Origin of the sequence: Burkholderia ambifaria AMMD, assembly GCF_000203915.1 — a bacterium.
GTDB lineage: Bacteria > Pseudomonadota > Gammaproteobacteria > Burkholderiales > Burkholderiaceae > Burkholderia > Burkholderia ambifaria.
This window is the reverse complement of record NC_008390.1, coordinates 2,530,883-2,546,776: the sequence shown is the minus strand read 5'-3', so window position 1 is coordinate 2,546,776 and position 15,894 is coordinate 2,530,883. Positions and strand designations below refer to the sequence as shown.

The 15,894-nt window shown below is 65.8% G+C and carries 16 protein-coding genes; 6 read left to right on the top strand and 10 right to left on the bottom strand.

Going from position 1 to position 15,894, the window contains the following annotated elements:
• Nucleotides 1-131: 131 nt before the first annotated feature.
• The 7 genes from BAMB_RS11685 to BAMB_RS11655 form a co-directional block, all read right to left on the bottom strand.
• Nucleotides 132-668 (bottom strand): diacylglycerol kinase, encoded by a 537-nt coding sequence (locus BAMB_RS11685; protein ID WP_011657499.1) that lies wholly within the window; start codon nt 666-668, stop codon nt 132-134.
• Nucleotides 665-1,699 carry a glycosyltransferase family 4 protein gene (locus BAMB_RS11680; RefSeq protein ID WP_011657498.1) on the bottom strand — a complete coding sequence of 345 codons (1,035 nt, stop codon included), beginning with the start codon at nt 1,697-1,699 and terminating at the stop codon, nt 665-667. The genes BAMB_RS11685 and BAMB_RS11680 overlap by 4 nt, the downstream gene beginning before the upstream one ends.
• A 29-nt stretch (nt 1,700-1,728) precedes the next feature.
• Nucleotides 1,729-2,667 carry a UDP-2,3-diacylglucosamine diphosphatase gene (locus tag BAMB_RS11675; RefSeq protein WP_041491224.1) on the bottom strand — a complete coding sequence of 313 codons (939 nt, stop codon included), beginning with the start codon at nt 2,665-2,667 and terminating at the stop codon, nt 1,729-1,731.
• A 242-nt stretch (nt 2,668-2,909) separates the two neighbouring features.
• Nucleotides 2,910-3,419, bottom strand: a complete 510-nt coding sequence (locus BAMB_RS11670) for an RDD family protein (RefSeq protein ID WP_011657496.1) — start codon at nt 3,417-3,419, stop codon at nt 2,910-2,912.
• Between the two features lie 6 nt (nt 3,420-3,425).
• Nucleotides 3,426-4,190: a DUF3106 domain-containing protein gene (locus BAMB_RS11665; RefSeq protein WP_011657495.1), complete on the bottom strand. Its 765-nt coding sequence runs from the start codon at nt 4,188-4,190 to the stop codon at nt 3,426-3,428.
• A 26-nt stretch (nt 4,191-4,216) separates the two neighbouring features.
• Nucleotides 4,217-4,657: a DUF3619 family protein gene (locus BAMB_RS11660; RefSeq protein ID WP_011657494.1), complete on the bottom strand. Its 441-nt coding sequence runs from the start codon at nt 4,655-4,657 to the stop codon at nt 4,217-4,219.
• The gene (locus BAMB_RS11655; protein ID WP_011657493.1) at nt 4,654-5,217 is read right to left on the bottom strand and encodes an RNA polymerase sigma factor; all 564 of its coding nucleotides are present in this window, start codon (nt 5,215-5,217) and stop codon (nt 4,654-4,656) included. The genes BAMB_RS11660 and BAMB_RS11655 overlap by 4 nt, the downstream gene beginning before the upstream one ends.
• A gap of 354 nt (nt 5,218-5,571) precedes the next feature.
• Here BAMB_RS11655 and BAMB_RS11650 point away from each other — a divergent pair, with 354 nt between their 5' ends.
• The 6 genes from BAMB_RS11650 to BAMB_RS11625 all read left to right on the top strand — a co-directional run bounded on the left by BAMB_RS11650 (nt 5,572) and on the right by BAMB_RS11625 (nt 12,573).
• Nucleotides 5,572-7,335, top strand: coding sequence for an acetolactate synthase 3 catalytic subunit (locus tag BAMB_RS11650; RefSeq protein WP_011657492.1), 1,764 nt, complete (start codon nt 5,572-5,574; stop codon nt 7,333-7,335).
• Between the two features lie 112 nt (nt 7,336-7,447).
• Entirely contained in the window at nt 7,448-7,939 is a 492-nt protein-coding gene (ilvN, locus tag BAMB_RS11645) for an acetolactate synthase small subunit (RefSeq protein WP_006750445.1), read from the top strand.
• A gap of 96 nt (nt 7,940-8,035) precedes the next feature.
• Entirely contained in the window at nt 8,036-9,052 is a 1,017-nt protein-coding gene (gene ilvC / locus BAMB_RS11640) for a ketol-acid reductoisomerase (RefSeq protein ID WP_006750446.1), read from the top strand.
• Nucleotides 9,053-9,179: 127 nt separating this feature from the next.
• Nucleotides 9,180-9,824 (top strand): phosphatidylserine decarboxylase, encoded by a 645-nt coding sequence (locus BAMB_RS11635; RefSeq protein ID WP_006750447.1) that lies wholly within the window; start codon nt 9,180-9,182, stop codon nt 9,822-9,824.
• A gap of 15 nt (nt 9,825-9,839) precedes the next feature.
• Nucleotides 9,840-10,709: a CDP-diacylglycerol--serine O-phosphatidyltransferase gene (gene pssA, locus BAMB_RS11630; RefSeq protein WP_006750448.1), complete on the top strand. Its 870-nt coding sequence runs from the start codon at nt 9,840-9,842 to the stop codon at nt 10,707-10,709.
• Nucleotides 10,710-11,028: 319 nt separating this feature from the next.
• A complete protein-coding gene (locus BAMB_RS11625) occupies nt 11,029-12,573 on the top strand; it encodes a 2-isopropylmalate synthase (RefSeq protein ID WP_011657491.1) in 1,545 nt (514 codons plus the stop codon).
• A gap of 71 nt (nt 12,574-12,644) precedes the next feature.
• Here the strand turns inward: BAMB_RS11625 and BAMB_RS11620 are convergent, their stop codons facing one another.
• The 3 genes from BAMB_RS11620 to BAMB_RS11610 form a co-directional block, all read right to left on the bottom strand.
• Complete coding sequence (locus tag BAMB_RS11620; protein WP_011657490.1) at nt 12,645-14,195, bottom strand: SulP family inorganic anion transporter; 1,551 nt, start codon at nt 14,193-14,195, stop codon at nt 12,645-12,647.
• A gap of 37 nt (nt 14,196-14,232) precedes the next feature.
• Entirely contained in the window at nt 14,233-14,874 is a 642-nt protein-coding gene (locus BAMB_RS11615) for a carbonic anhydrase (RefSeq protein ID WP_011657489.1), read from the bottom strand.
• A gap of 393 nt (nt 14,875-15,267) precedes the next feature.
• Entirely contained in the window at nt 15,268-15,780 is a 513-nt protein-coding gene (locus BAMB_RS11610; RefSeq protein ID WP_011657488.1) for a hypothetical protein, read from the bottom strand.
• Between the last annotated feature and the right edge of the window lie 114 nt (nt 15,781-15,894).

Genomic DNA, 15,894 nt, shown 5'->3' with positions numbered 1-15,894 from the left:
GGCGCGGGTTGCTGTTCTAAGTCTAGCGGACGATTATAAACCGCTGTTTCCTGCCAACGGCGCATTTCGTGATCGCCGCGCGTTCCCGCCGCATGGTGCACCGCCGCACGGCGGTGCTGCCGCGGATGCCGCTAGAAGCCGAGCCAGCGCGCGACGACCGGGCCGAGCACGAAGCCCCACGTCGTCACGCACGCGAACAGCGCGACCGTGACCGCCGCGCTGCCCAGGTCCTTCGCGCGCTTCGACAGTTCGTGGCGTTCGAGCGAGATGCGATCGATCGCGGCCTCGACGCTCGAGTTCAGCAGCTCGACGATCAGCACGAGCAGCACCGACGCGATCAGCAGCGCGCGCGACGCGGCCGGGACCGGTGAGAACGCACCGATCGGCAGCATCAGCGCGGCGAGCGTGAGTTCCTGGCGAAATGCGCTCTCCTCGCGGATCGCGACGCGAAACCCGTTCAGCGAATGCTTGAGCGCGTACCACGCGCGCGTGATGCCGCGGTGGCGTTTGTACGGATTCGGCGGCAGCGGCGCCAGACGATCGTCGGGGCCGAGCGGTTCGTGCGTGTGCACGTCCGCATCGGCGTGCGGCTCTTCTTCATCGAACGGATGATGCAGTTGCGCTGTCGCGGCAGCGTCGGGGGTCTTGTCGTTCAGGTCTCGTTTCAAACGGCGGCACCTTCGGCGGGCGAGTACGCGGTCTTTGGCAGCGGCTTCAGATGCGATGCGAACTGCTCGGACGCCGCGCGCCACGAGAAGCGCTCGGCCCACGCGCGGGCAGTGTCGCGTTCGATCTTCAGCGCCTCGAGGCAGGCTTCCTGCAGGTCTTCGTGCATCGCGCCGGCAGCGCCCCCGCCGAGCACGTCGATCGGGCCCGTCACGGGGTAAGCGGCGACCGGCGTGCCGCACGCGAGCGCCTCCAGCAGCACGAGGCCGAACGTGTCGGTGCGACTCGGGAATACGAACACGTCGGCCGCAGCATACACCTTGGCGAGCTCGGCTTGCGACAGTACGCCGAGATAGTTCGCTTCCGGATAGCGCGATTTCAGCTCGGCGAGCGCCGGGCCTTCGCCCGCGACCCACTTCGAGCCGGGCAGGTCGAGACGCAGGAACGCCTCGACATTCTTCTCGATCGCGACGCGGCCCACGTACAGGAAAATCGGCCGCGCGGTGTTGAGCACCTTCGACTCCATCGGCCGGAAGATCTCGAGATCGACGCCGCGCGTCCACAGCACGACGTTCGTGAATCCGAACTTCTCGAGATCCTGCTTCACGACCGGGGTCGGCGCCATCACCGCGAGCGACGGCCCGTGGAACCAGTGCAGGAACTTGTAGGTCGCCGACAGCGGGATGCCGAAGCGCGCCTGCACGTATTCCGGAAAGCGCGTGTGATACGCGGTCGTGTACGGCAGCTTGCGCGAGCGTGCATAGCGTCGCGCGGCGAGGCCGAGCGGGCCTTCGGTCGCGATGTGCAGCGCGTCGGGTGCGAACGCATCGATGCGCGCGCGCAGCTTGCGGTACGGCAGGATCGACAGGCGGATCTCGGGGTAGGTCGGGCAGGGCACCGTGCGGAATTCCAGCGGCGTCAGCATTTCGACCCGGTGGCCGAGCGCGGTGAGTTCGCGGGAGGTGCTCTTGAGCGTGCGCACGACGCCGTTGACCTGCGGTTCCCATGCATCGGTGACGATCATGATCTTCATCGCGGCTGTGTCCTGTAAGTGGAGTTGTGTCAGGCGGTGGCCTTGGCCTTGCGCGACGGGGCTGCGGACGGCGCGGTGCGCATCGCCGTCCAGTAGACGATCTTCAGTTCGCCTTCCATCGTTTCGACGAGGGCGGACAGGCTCTCGACCCAGTCGCCGTCGTTGCAGTACAGCACGCCGTCGATGTCGCGGATCTCGGCCTTGTGGATGTGCCCGCACACGACGCCGTCGCAGCCGCGGCGGCGCGCTTCGTCGGTCATCACGGTCTCGAACTGCGAGATGAAGTTCACCGCGTTCTTCACCTGGTGCTTCAGGTACTGCGACAGCGACCAGTACTGGAAGCCGAGCCGGCTGCGGATCCGGTTGAACCAGCGGTTCAGCACGAGGATCAGCGTGTAGAGCGTGTCGCCGAGATATGCGAGCCATTTCGCGTGCTGGATCACGCCGTCGAACAGGTCGCCGTGCACGATCCACAGACGCTTGCCCGCGAGCGTCGTGTGAAATGCCTCGCCGCGCACCTGGATGTCGCCGAACGCGAGGTCGCAGAACTGCCGCGCGCCTTCGTCGTGGTTGCCCGGGATGTAGACCACCTGCGTGCCCTTGCGTGCCTTGCGCAGGACCTTCTGCACCACGTCGTTGTGCGCCTGCGGCCAGTACCAGCCCTTCTTCAGCTGCCAGCCGTCGATGATGTCGCCGACGAGGTACAGGTACTCCGAATCGTTGTGGCGCAGGAAGTCGAGCAGGTACGGCGCCTGGCAGCCGCTGGAGCCGAGATGGATGTCGGACAGCCAGATCGTGCGATAACGATGCGCGGACGGTTCGGGGTCGTCGTGCTGCGTCGCGTGCGCGGTCGGCGGCTCGTGCGCCGACAGGGCATCGGTTGCGGCCGAGCCGGACACGAAGGCGGTGACGGCGCGGGCGCCGAGCGGTTGACGGAACAGGGAGGTCGCGGACGTTTTCTGGCCCATGCATGACTCGCGCCGATTGACATTACCGGCATTGCGCCATGTGGGCGTGACCATGCCGTGACAGTCACGAGACGTTCTTATTACTGTCGTCGCGGCGTGTTTAGCGGTGAATGGGGCGGGGTTGTGCAACCTGCCGAACCGACGGGCCTGTCGCTATCGGGAAAGGCGCGCGGGGCGGTGCTGCGGGCGGTTTCGACGGGTTTCGTCTGACGGATGCACGAACCGCGCGGGGCGTCAGCTCGTCAGCGCGGAATCGCGACGACGCGCGTGCGCGCGAGGCGGTCGTGCGGGAACTGGCGATCGGCGTGCAGGCGGGCGGCGCCGGCCCACGCGACGATCCATGCGGCGGCGAGCGCGAGCGTGACGGGCACCGACAGGTCGAGCAGCGGATGCAGCGCGAGCGGCGGCAGGAACCACAGCCAGCCGAGCGCATAGCGGACGAGCGCATGCGCGGCGCTCAGCGGCCGGCCGCTCGACGATTCGAGCCGCAGCCGCCAGGTCTTCATTGGCAGCGTCTGGCCGCCGTGGGTCCAGAACCAGACGAAATACGCGCCGACGACGAGCGCGATCCACGCGGCGAGGAGGTCGTGATGGACGAGCCCGTTGCGCTGCTGCATCGCGAGACTGAACGCGAGGCCCGCGAAGAACACGACGCCGAACAGCAGCACGGCTTCGTACAGCATCGCCGCGAGGCGCCGCCGCACGGACGGCGCGGCAACGGCCGGGGCCTGGGGTGCGGAGGCGTTCGCCACGGCCGATCAGGAACCCTTGAACATCGACGGCGCGTCGGCCGGCGACACCGGCGTGACGACGGCCGGTGCGGGGGCAGGCGCGGTACCGGACGTGGAGGACGCCGCGGGCGGCAAGCCGGCACTGGCCGAGGCGGGCACCGGCACGGCGGCGACGTTGCTCGCCGGATGGTCGTGCGAATTGACGAGGCGGCGCACATCGCGGTCGGCGACGGTCGGCGGCGCGCTGACGACGCTCGGCCGGCGGCGGCGCTCGGTCGCCGCGAGCCGTTGCTTCTGTTCTTCAGGCAATTGCTGGTAGGCCTTCCACGCGCGCTCGCGCGCCTGCGCGGACAGCTCCTTCGCGCTCTGGTAATTCTCGCGTGCGACGCGCCGCTGCTCGGGCGTCATCCGCGCCCATTCGGACATTCGGTCCTGCAGGTGTTTTTGCTCATCCGGCGTCAATTTCGCGAAACGCGATGCGATCTTCAGCCATTTCCGCTTGCGCGCATCGCTGAAGCCGTCCCACTGATCGGCGAACGGCGCGAGCGCCGCATGTTGTGCGGGCGTCAGCCGCGCCCACGACAGCGGGCCGTTGGCGGCCGGCAGCGGCAGGGGCAGCGGGGCGAGTTCGGTGGACAGCGCGGCGGCGGCCGAGGTCGGCGCGGGTGCGCTGCTGGCCGCGGCGGAGACCGTCGCGGGGGGCGGGTTGAATCGGGAGTAGGTGGCGACGTAGGAAACGGCGATCGCGATCACGCATCCGAAAAATACGGCCAGGCCGCGTTTCTGATTCACCCGTGCGATCCCCTCGTTATTGTCTGTTAGCGTGCGTGCGAAAGATACGCGTTGAACCCGTGATCGAGATACGCGTTGAGCGGCAGGTCGTCACTGAGCATCGCCGCGTCGATGTCGGCGAGCTCGGCGGTGCGCTGCATGTCTTCCCAGTAGGCGATGCCGACGAGCCCCGCCAGCAGCAGCGCGAGCGGCCACGCGCGCAGCAGGCGGCGCGCGAGCGACGCGGACGGGCGGCTGGCCTGCGGATGGCTCGCGGGCGGCATGCCGTATGCGCCGGCCGCACCGGCGAAGGCGGGCACGAACACCGGCGCGCTCGCGGGTTCCGGCTTCTTGCGCGCGAGCGCGGCCCGGCGCGCGACGGCCAGACGGTCGGTGGTCGCGGCAGGCAGCGCCGCGGCACGTTCGTCCAGCGCGCGGCGGACCTTCAGCGCGAATTCGTATTCTCGATTTACGGGAGCGGAGCTCATAGCGTGATTCCTTTGGCCTTGAGCGCGTGTGCCAGGGTATGAGTGGCTCGCGAGCAGTGCGTCTTGACGCTGCCTTCGGAGCACCCCATTGCGGCGGCAGTCTCGGCGACATCCATATCTTCCCAATAACGCATCAGGAACGCTTCCCGTTGACGCGCCGGAAGTTTCTGGATTTCTTCGTCGATCAGGGCCAGAACCTGTTCCCGCTCGAGGCGGTGCTCCGTGCTCTCGACTCCCGCATTGTCGTCCGCCGATTCGAGTGTTTCCAGCGGATCGAAGTCGTCGTCGTCCGTATTGTTGAGCGACGAGAAGAGCGTGACCCACGTATTGCGGACCTTCTGCCGGCGGAACCAGTCGTGGATGGCGTTCTGCAGGATCCGCTGGAACAGCAGCGGCAGCTCGGCCGCCGGCCGGTCGCCGTATTTCTCCGCCAGCTTGATCATCGCGTCCTGCACGATGTCGAGCGACGCATCGTCGTCGCGCACGGCGTAGGCAGCCTGCTTGAACGCGCGCCTTTCGACGCCCGCCAGAAAGTCGGCGAGTTCCTTGTCTGATGCCATTCCGTAAAGGTATGCGCTGCGGACTGCGGCGTGTGAAAAGGGTCGAAAAATTTCGTAAAACCCGCGGATGCTAACAAATTTTCGCGCGACTTGGCACCGGTTGCGGCGCGCCACGTTGTGCGCGAGCCGCGTCCGCGGGCCGGCGGGCGGCGGCCATGATGCGCTGCGGGATATTTTGCTTGACGGCCCAATCGTGACCGGCTATCGTCAGCGATTCGCAACATGAAGTGATGGTCTCATTTGAGGCTGGCCCAAGAAGCCCGCCCTTCAAACTGGACGCGCCGCTTGAACCCGAGCCACAAGCCCGGCAGAGAGCACCCGATCAATTTTTTGCCGAAAATTCGAAAGGTCAAAATGAACATGCCCAGCGCGGAATTCTCCACGTCGGAACCCCTTTCCCTTCCCGATAGCGACTCCATCGGCGCCACCGTGCTCATGAAGGCACTGGCCGACGAGAACGTCGAATTCATCTGGGGCTACCCCGGCGGCTCGGTACTCTACATCTACGACGAGCTTTACAAGCAGGACAAGATTCAGCACGTGCTGGTGCGCCACGAACAGGCGGCCGTGCATGCAGCCGATGCGTATGCGCGTTCCACCGGCAACGTCGGCGTCTGTCTCGTGACGTCCGGCCCCGGTGTCACCAATGCGGTGACCGGCATCGCGACGGCCTACATGGATTCGATCCCGATGGTCGTGATCAGCGGCCAGGTGCCGACTGCCGCGATCGGCCAGGACGCGTTCCAGGAGTGCGACACCGTCGGCATCACGCGTCCGTGCGTGAAGCACAACTTCCTCGTGAAGGACGTGCGCGACCTCGCGGAAACCGTCAAGAAGGCGTTCTACATCGCCCGCACCGGCCGTCCGGGCCCGGTGCTGATCGACATTCCGAAAGACATCTCCAAGACCCCGTGCCAGTACGAGCCGGTCAAGAGCGTGTCGCTGCGCTCGTACAACCCCGTCACGAAAGGCCATTCGGGCCAGATCCGCAAGGCCGTGTCGTTGCTGCTGTCGGCGAAGCGTCCGTACATCTACACGGGCGGCGGCATCATCCTCGCCGACGCGGCGCGCGAACTGAACCAGTTCGCCGACCTGCTCGGCTACCCGGTCACGAACACGCTGATGGGCCTCGGCGGCTATCGCGCGTCGGACAAGAAATTCCTCGGCATGCTCGGCATGCACGGCACCTACGAAGCGAACATGGCGATGCAGCACTGTGACGTGCTGATCGCGATCGGCGCGCGCTTCGACGACCGCGTGATCGGCGATCCGGCGCACTTCGCGTCGCGTCCGCGCAAGATCATCCACATCGACATCGACCCGTCGTCGATCTCGAAGCGCGTGAAGGTCGACATCCCGATCGTCGGCGACGTCAAGGAAGTGCTGAAGGAGCTGATCGAGCAGTTGCAGACGGCCGAGCATGGCCCCGATACCGACGCGCTCGCGCAATGGTGGAAGGACATCGAGGGCTGGCGCTCGAAGGACTGCCTGAAGTTCGACCGCGAAAGCGAGATCATCAAGCCGCAGTACGTGGTCGAGAAGGCGTGGGAGCTGACGGACGGCAACGCGTTCGTGTGCTCGGACGTCGGCCAGCACCAGATGTGGGCCGCGCAGTTCTACCGTTTCAACAAGCCGCGTCGCTGGATCAACTCCGGCGGCCTCGGCACGATGGGCTTCGGCCTGCCGGCAGCGATGGGCGTCAAGATGGCGCACCCGGACGACGACGTGCTGTGCATCACGGGCGAAGGCTCGATCCAGATGTGCATCCAGGAACTGTCGACCTGCCTGCAGTACGACACGCCCGTGAAGATCATTTCGCTGAACAACCGCTATCTCGGCATGGTCCGCCAGTGGCAGCAGATCGAATACAGCAAGCGCTATTCGCATTCGTACATGGATGCGCTGCCCGATTTCGTGAAGCTCGCCGAAGCGTACGGCCATGTCGGCATGCGGATCGAAAAGACCTCGGATGTGGAGCCGGCGCTGAAGGAAGCGCTGCGCCTGAAGGACCGCACCGTGTTTCTCGATTTCCAGACCGATCCGACCGAAAACGTCTGGCCGATGGTACAGGCCGGCAAGGGCATCACCGAGATGCTGCTCGGATCGGAAGATCTGTAACGGCGCGACGCGCGCTTGGCGCCGGCGCGGCCGCCTTCACGAAGGGCGGTGCGGCACCGGGCGGCGCGCGGCGCGAGTGAATCGACACGGACACATTCTGGAAGAAGCGAACATGAGACACATCATTTCCGTCCTGCTGGAGAACGAACCGGGCGCGCTGTCGCGCGTGGTCGGTCTGTTTTCCGCACGCGGCTACAACATCGAAACCTTGACGGTGGCGCCGACCGAAGACCAATCGCTGTCGCGGCTGACCATCGTTTCCATTGGCTCGGACGACGTGATCGAACAGATCACGAAGCATCTGAACCGCCTGATCGAGGTGGTGAAAGTGGTGGACCTGACCGACGGTGCACACATCGAACGCGAGCTGATGCTGATCAAGGTACGTGCAGTGGGCAAGGAGCGCGAAGAAATGAAGCGGATGTCGGACATTTTCCGCGGCCGCATCATCGACGTGACCGAAAAGACCTACACGATCGAATTGACGGGCGCGAGCGACAAGCTCGACGCATTCATCCAGGGGCTGGACGCCAGCGCGATCCTAGAGACCGTGCGTACCGGCAGCTCCGGCATCGGACGCGGCGAGCGCATCCTGAAGGTGTAATGCCGAAGAGGCACGCCGGGTGCGCCGTCATGTCCCGGCCCGCAGTACCCAATCCGAACGAATTGTTGAATTTTTGAATTAGCGAAGGAACCCATCATGAACGTTTTCTACGACAAAGACGCCGACCTCTCCCTCATCAAGGGCAAGCAAGTCACGATCATCGGCTACGGCTCGCAAGGCCATGCGCACGCACTGAACCTGAAGGACAGCGGCGTGAACGTGACGGTCGGCCTTCGCAAGGACGGCGCGTCGTGGAGCAAGGCCGAAAACGCAGGCCTGTCGGTCAAGGAAGTCGCTGAAGCGGTGAAGGGCGCGGACGTCGTCATGATGCTGCTGCCGGACGAGCAGATCGCCGACGTGTACGCGAAGGAAGTGCACGCGAACATCAAGCAGGGCGCGGCGCTGGCGTTCGCGCACGGCTTCAACGTCCACTACGGCCAGGTGATCCCGCGTGCCGACCTCGACGTGATCATGATCGCGCCGAAGGCACCGGGCCACACCGTGCGCGGCACGTACTCGCAGGGTGGCGGCGTGCCGCACCTGATCGCGGTTGCGCAGAACAAGTCGGGCGCGGCACGCGACATCGCGCTGTCGTACGCGGCAGCGAACGGCGGCGGCCGTGCCGGCATCATCGAGACGAACTTCCGTGAAGAGACCGAAACCGACCTGTTCGGCGAGCAAGCCGTGCTGTGCGGCGGTACCGTCGAGCTGATCAAGGCAGGCTTCGAGACGCTGGTCGAAGCCGGCTATGCGCCGGAAATGGCGTACTTCGAGTGCCTGCACGAGCTGAAGCTGATCGTCGACCTGATCTACGAAGGCGGCATCGCGAACATGAACTACTCGATCTCGAACAACGCCGAGTACGGCGAGTACGTGACGGGCCCGCGCGTCGTCACGGAAGAGACGAAGAAGGCGATGAAGCAGTGCCTGACCGACATCCAGACGGGCGAGTACGCGAAGAGCTTCATCCTCGAGAACAAGGCAGGCGCCCCGACGCTGCAGTCGCGTCGCCGCCTGACGGCCGAGCACCAGATCGAGCAGGTCGGCGCGAAGCTGCGTGCGATGATGCCGTGGATCGCGAAGAACAAGCTCGTCGACCAGACGAAGAACTAAGCATTGCGCGCCGTTCCGGCCCTTCGAGTGGAGGGTCGGCATCAAAAAGCCGCCCGAAGGCAGTAGTGCCCCGGGCGGCTTTTGCTATCCTACGGGCTTTGCAATTCACCGAACACAGAACGAATCCATGAACTATCCTCATCCGATCATCGCGCGCGAAGGCTGGCCGTTCATCGCGATTGCTGCCGTCATCGCGCTGTTGATCCACGCCGTCGGGGGCTTCGGCTTCGCGTGGCCGTTCTGGCTGCTGCTCGTCTTCGTCGTCCAGTTCTTCCGCGACCCGCAGCGCCCGATTCCGGCGCAGCCGAACGCGGTGCTGTGTCCGGCGGACGGCCGCATCGTCGCGGTCGAGACCACGCAGGATCCGTACGCGAACCGCGAAGCGCTGAAGATCAGCGTGTTCATGAATGTCTTCAATGTCCATTCGCAGCGTTCGCCGGTCGACGGCGCGGTCACCAAGGTCGAGTATTTCCCGGGCGCGTTCCTGAACGCGGCAATCGACAAGGCGTCGACCGAGAACGAGCGCAATGCGCTCGTGATCCAGACGGCGAGCGGCAAGACCGTCACCGCCGTGCAGATCGCCGGCCTCGTCGCCCGCCGGATCCTCTGCTACGTGCGCGCCGGCGAACCGCTGTCGCGCGGCCAGCGCTACGGTTTCATCCGCTTCGGTTCGCGCGTCGACGTGTACCTGCCGCTCGGCAGCCGCGCGAAGGTCTCGATCGGCGAGAAGGTCTACGCGTCGTCGACGATCCTCGCCGAGCTCGAACAGTAACCGGCGGAGCCCACGATGGCCGCATTCAAACCCCGCCGGCCGCGCAACGGGTCCAGCCAGACGCCACGCCCGTTCCGCCGCAACAAGATAATGGCGCCCGATCCGGTGCCGGAAAGCCGCCGTGCCGCGCGCCAGCGGTTCCTGAAGACGCGCGGCATCTACCTGCTGCCGAACGCGTTCACGACCGCCGCGCTGTTCTGCGGTTTCTTCGCGGTCGTGCAGGCGATGAACGTGCGCTTCGAGATCGCCGCGATCGCGATCTTCGTCGCGATGGTGCTCGACGGGATGGACGGGCGCGTCGCACGGATGACGCATACGCAAAGCGCGTTCGGCGAACAGTTCGACAGCCTGTCGGACATGGTGTCGTTCGGCGTCGCGCCCGCGCTCGTGATGTACGAGTGGGTGCTGAAGGATCTCGGCCGCTGGGGCTGGCTCGCCGCGTTCGTCTACTGCTCGGGCGCCGCGCTGCGCCTTGCGCGCTTCAACACCAACATCGGCGTCGTCGACAAGCGCTTCTTCCAGGGGCTGCCGAGCCCGGCCGCCGCCGCGCTGATCGCCGGCTTCGTGTGGCTCGCGACCGACAACCGCGTGCCGATGAAGCTCGGCTGGCTGCCGTGGGTCGCGTTCGTGCTGACGATCTACGCGGGCGTGACGATGGTATCGAACGCGCCGTTCTACAGCGGCAAGGCGCTCGACGTGCGGCACCGCGTGCCGTTCGCGGCGATCCTGCTGGTGGTCGTCGCGTTCGTGCTCGTGTCGTCCGACCCGCCGCTGATGCTGTTTTGCCTGTTCGTGCTGTACGGGCTGTCCGGCTACGTGTTCTGGGCCTACATGGCCATCCGCGGGCGGGCGAATCCCGCGCGCTCGTCGCAGCGCGATCACTGACGCGCAACCTGCGCGAAAACGGAAACGGCGGCCTCGGGGCCGCCGTTTTCATGTGCCCCTCTTTCGCGTCGCGCCGCCGGGCTTCACGGGTGCCGTCCGATTGCGCGCCTTGCGGAATGTCGCTATAGTCTTTGGCATGACTGCATTTTCCCGCCTCTCCCTCCTTCTAGCCGGTGCGCCGCTACGCGCGCTAGCTTTGGCGCGCCTGCCGCGCTGACCGTTCTCGCCCCCCGTCAAGCCTCGTCTGTTGTTGAGCGTCGCCAGCGGTGGCGCGATCTCATTACGTTTGATTCCCGTATAAAGAGCCCTGGAGCCCCCCATGACAGACAAGCTGATCATTTTCGATACGACGTTGCGTGACGGTGAACAATCGCCCGGCGCGTCGATGACGAAGGAAGAGAAAATCCGCATCGCGAAGCATCTCGAGCGGATGAAGGTCGACGTGATCGAGGCCGGCTTCGCGGCCAGCTCGAACGGTGACTTCGACGCGATCCACACGATCGCCGGTCTCGTGAAGGACAGCACGATCTGCTCGCTGGCGCGCGCCAACGACAAGGACATCCAGCGTGCGGCCGACGCGTTGAAGCCGGCCAACAGCGCGCGGATCCACACGTTCATCGCGACGTCGCCGCTGCACATGGAGAAGAAGCTGCGGATGACGCCGGATCAGGTGTTCGAGCAGGCGCGCCTCGCCGTGCGCTTCGCGCGCAAGTTCACCGACAACGTCGAATTCTCGCCGGAAGACGGCAGCCGCTCGGATCTCGACTTCCTGTGCCGGGTGCTGGAAGCCGTGATCGCCGAAGGGGCGACGACGATCAACATCGCCGACACGGTCGGCTACGGCGTGCCGGAACTCTACGGCAACCTCGTGAAGACGCTGCGCGAACGCATTCCGAACTCGGACAAGGCGATCTTCTCCGTGCATTGCCACAACGACCTCGGGATGGCGGTGGCGAACTCGCTCGCCGGCGTGAAGATCGGCGGTGCGCGGCAGGTGGAGTGCACGATCAACGGTCTCGGTGAGCGCGCGGGCAACACGTCGCTCGAGGAAATCGTGATGGCCGTGAAGACCCGCAAGGACTATTTCGGCCTCGACGTGGGCCTCGACACCACGCAGATCGTCCCGACGTCGAAGCTCGTGTCGCAGATCACCGGTTTCGTCGTGCAGCCGAACAAGGCCGTGGTCGGCGCGAACGCGTTCGCGCACGCGTCGGGCATCCATCAGGACGGCGTGCTGAAGGCGCGCGACACGTACGAGATCATGCGCGCGGAAGACGTGGGCTGGACCGCGAACAAGATCGTGCTGGGCAAGCTGTCGGGCCGCAACGCGTTCAAGCAGCGTCTGCAGGAGCTCGGCGTGTCGCTCGACAGCGAAACCGAACTGAACGCCGCGTTCATGCGCTTCAAGGATCTGGCCGACCGCAAGTCGGATATTTTCGACGAAGACATCATCGCGATCGTCTCCGAGGAGTCGGCGTTCGCGCAGGAGCAGGAGCACTACAAGTTCGTGTCGCTGTCGCAGCGCTCGGAAACCGGCGAGCAGCCGCAGGCCAAGGTCGTGTTGGCGCTCGATGGTAAGGAAGTGACCGGCGAGGCACGTGGCAACGGCCCGGTCGACGCGACGTTCAACGCGATCGAGGGCGAAGTCGGCAGCGGCTCGGAACTGCTGCTGTACTCGGTGAACGCGATCACGACCGGTACGCAGGCGCAGGGTGAAGTGACGGTGCGGCTGTCGAAGAGCGGGCGGATCGTCAACGGCGTCGGCACCGACCCCGATATCGTCGCGGCTTCCGCGAAGGCGTACATCGCCGCGCTGAACAAGCTGCACTCGAAGGACGATAAGCTCAACCCGCAGCGCTCGTAAGCGCTGCGCGCCGAGCGCCCTAAACGCCCCGTGCGGCCCTGCGCCGCCCGGGGCGTTTTTTCATGCGCCGCTCATTCGGCGGCCGGTGCGCGGAACAGCCAGCGGCGCGTGGCCGGGCGGGGCGCCGGGTTGCGGCGGCGGAATTCCACCGTGATCCCGCGCCGCGGCGCATCGGCGACGAATGCATCGAGCAGTTCGAGCACGTCGTGATCGATGTAGTCGGCGCGCGTCGCGTCGATGATCACGGCCGCGCGGTCCGGGATGTGCCGCAGGTGATGCTTGACCTGCACCTTGCCGAGGAACGACACGTCCTTGCGGAACGACAGCAGGTAGTGATCGTCGTGCTGCGCGAGCGTGACGGGGCTCTTCAGGTTCGCCACCGCGACCGCCAGCACGCTGCACGCGAGGCCGACCGCGATGCCGAACAGCAGGTCGACCGCCAGCACGCCCGCGATCGTCGCGGCGAACGGCACGAACGCGGCCGGACCCTGCTTCAGCACCGAGCGGAACAGCGCCGGTTTCGCGAGCTTGAAGCCGGTGTGGATCAGGATGGCCGCGAGGCTCGCGAGCGGGATCAGGTTGATCAGCCCGGTGAGCGCGAACACGCTGGCGAGCAGCAGGATCCCGTGCACGATCGCCGACATCCGGCTCTGCGCGCCCGCGTTCACGTTGACCGAGCTGCGCACGATCACCGACGTGATCGGCAGCCCGCCGACCGCGCCCGCGACGAGATTGCCGACGCCCTGCGCCTTCAGTTCGCGGTCCGGCTGGGTCGGACGGCGCTTCGGATCGATCTGTTCGACCGCCTCCAGGCTCAGCAGCGTTTCGAGGCTCGCGACGACCGCGAGCGTGATCGCGACGCGCCATACGTCCGGATTGACGAGCTGCGCGAAGTTCGGGCCGAGCTCGGCGTGCTTCAGCGAGGCCGCGAGCGCCGCGAACGATTCGAGCTCGGGCAACGTCACGCGATGCGCGGCGCCCAGCGCGACCGACGGCACGAACGCGCCGAGCAGCAGCGTGGCGCCGATGCCGAACACGACGACCGCGAGCGGCGCGGGCACCGAGCGCACCCAGGCAAAGCGCTTGAGCGCCGGCGTATCCCACGCGACCAGCAACCCGAGCGACGCGAGCGCGATGGCCGTGGCGGCCCAGGCAGTCGGCTGGCCCGCCCATGATGCAAACGATTGCGCGGCCGAGCCGCCAAGGCCGAAGGCGAACGGAATCTGCTTCAGGATCAGCAGCAGGCCGATCGCCGCGAGCATGCCCTTGATGACGGGCGACGGCACATAGGCGGCGAAGCGGCCGGCGCGCAGCATGCCGAAGCCGAACTGCAGCACGCCGGACAGCAGCACCGCGAGCAGGAACGCGGAGAAGCTGCCGAGTTGCGCGATCCCTTCGACGACGATCACGACGAGGCCGGCGGCAGGCCCGCTGACCGACAGCGACGAGCCGCTCAGCAGCGCGACGACGAGGCCGCCGACGATGCCGGACACGAGCCCGGCGAACGGTTCGACACCGGATGCATTGGCGATGCCGAGACACAGTGGCAGCGCGACGAGGAAAACGACGATGCCGGCGACGATGTCGCGCGGCAGGGTGGACAGGCGCTCGTTCAGTTTCATGGTTGGGCGATTTCGTAGCGTTGGGGAAGGGCGCGGGTCAGGCGGCTGCGGCGGCCGTGGCGGCATGCTCCGGTTCGGGTTCGGCCGGCGGCGCCGCATAGCCGGAGTCGAGTTCCTTCAGGAGGCCGTCGGCGAGAGAGAAGATCCAGCCGTGCACGAGCGGCGGCCGCTTCCGGCCTTGCACGATCGGCGACGCGCGCAGCAGCCGCACCTGTTCGAGCACGTTCAGCTCGGCCAGGCGGTCGGCGGCGGCCGTGTCGTCGAGTCCGTCGAGCGCGTCGCGATGGCGTCGCGCGAGCGCGCAAAGCGGCGCGATGCGGCGCGCGACGTGCGGCAGGTCGGCGGGCGGCGGCAGCAGCGACGCGCGCACGCCGCCGCACCCGTAGTGGCCGCACACGATCACGTGGTCGACTTCGAGCACGCGCACCGCGTATTCGAGCACGCTGGCCGAATTGTCATCGTCGGGATGGAACAGGTTGGCGATGTTGCGATGGACGAACAGCTCGCCGGGCACGCTGTGCGTGATGGTTTCGGCCGGCACCCGGCTGTCGGCGCAGCCGATCCACAGCACGCGCGGGTTCTGGCCGCGTGCAAGCGCGTCGAAGAAGCCGGGCGTGTGATCGCGCGTCTCGCGGGCCCAGGCGATGTTGGCAACCAGCATGCTCTTGGGGCGGTTCATAAGGACTCCTTTCCGATAAAGGAAAACAAATGGCAAACAAAGACGGGACGATGTGGAGCAATAGGATCCTTTCTGAACTGAAAGGTTCAATTTCGACTGATATTAGGGGTATGCCCTAACGCCGGGTGCCACTGATACAAATTGTTTCAACTCGATCGGGTAAGGTGCATTGAATGCACCACTGCGACGCATGAGATGCATCGTATATACCTGTTTCCCGCCCGCGCCCGTGTGGGGCGGCGTTGCGCGGGATTGCGTACCGAATGCCGTCAATCGGAAAGGATTGCCGCGCGATTGGGGAGTTAATCGAATATGACGGAAAAAATGAAATGGCCATTCACGCAATAATGCGTGAATGGCCATTGCGAAAATTGCAGATAAATGCGTAATCGGTCAGAACAGATTGCGGCGATCGGGATCGTGGAGTGGATCCGGTGTTTTCTGCGTCGTGCGCAGGATGCCCTGCGGATCGAAGTAGAAGCTGTACATCATGTACCAGACGTTGTCTTCGAGATAGCGGTAGGTCCACACCTCGCGCTTCATCAGCGGGAAGTAGGACGTCTCGACCGGGCGCCCGAAATTTACGAGCACGTCGGTCTTGGTCCACTTGCCGATTTCCGCGCGATAGAACTCGCTCGGCTGCAACACCTGGCGCACGTTGATGATGCGGTGGGCCGCGTCGACATCGGCCGCGACGGTGATCTCGCCCATCGGCTGGGTCGGCCACATCAGGCGCTTGCCGCCGCCCGGCAGGTCATAGATTTCGCGCGGCGGGCCCATGCGCGCCACGATCGCCGACTCGTCCTGGCCGGCCTGGTATTGCTGCCACGGTTGCGCGCAGCCGGCGAGCAGTGCCGCCGCGCAGGCGACCAGTACCGGCAGGCGCACGGGAATGCGAATTCGCATCGGATTCTCCAGAACACTCTGACCGTTCAGTTGTATCACGGACGGCGCGCGCCGGCGCGTCGGGCCGAAAAAATCGGTGCGCATCGCGGGCAGGGTGCTCGGGGCGCGGTGTCG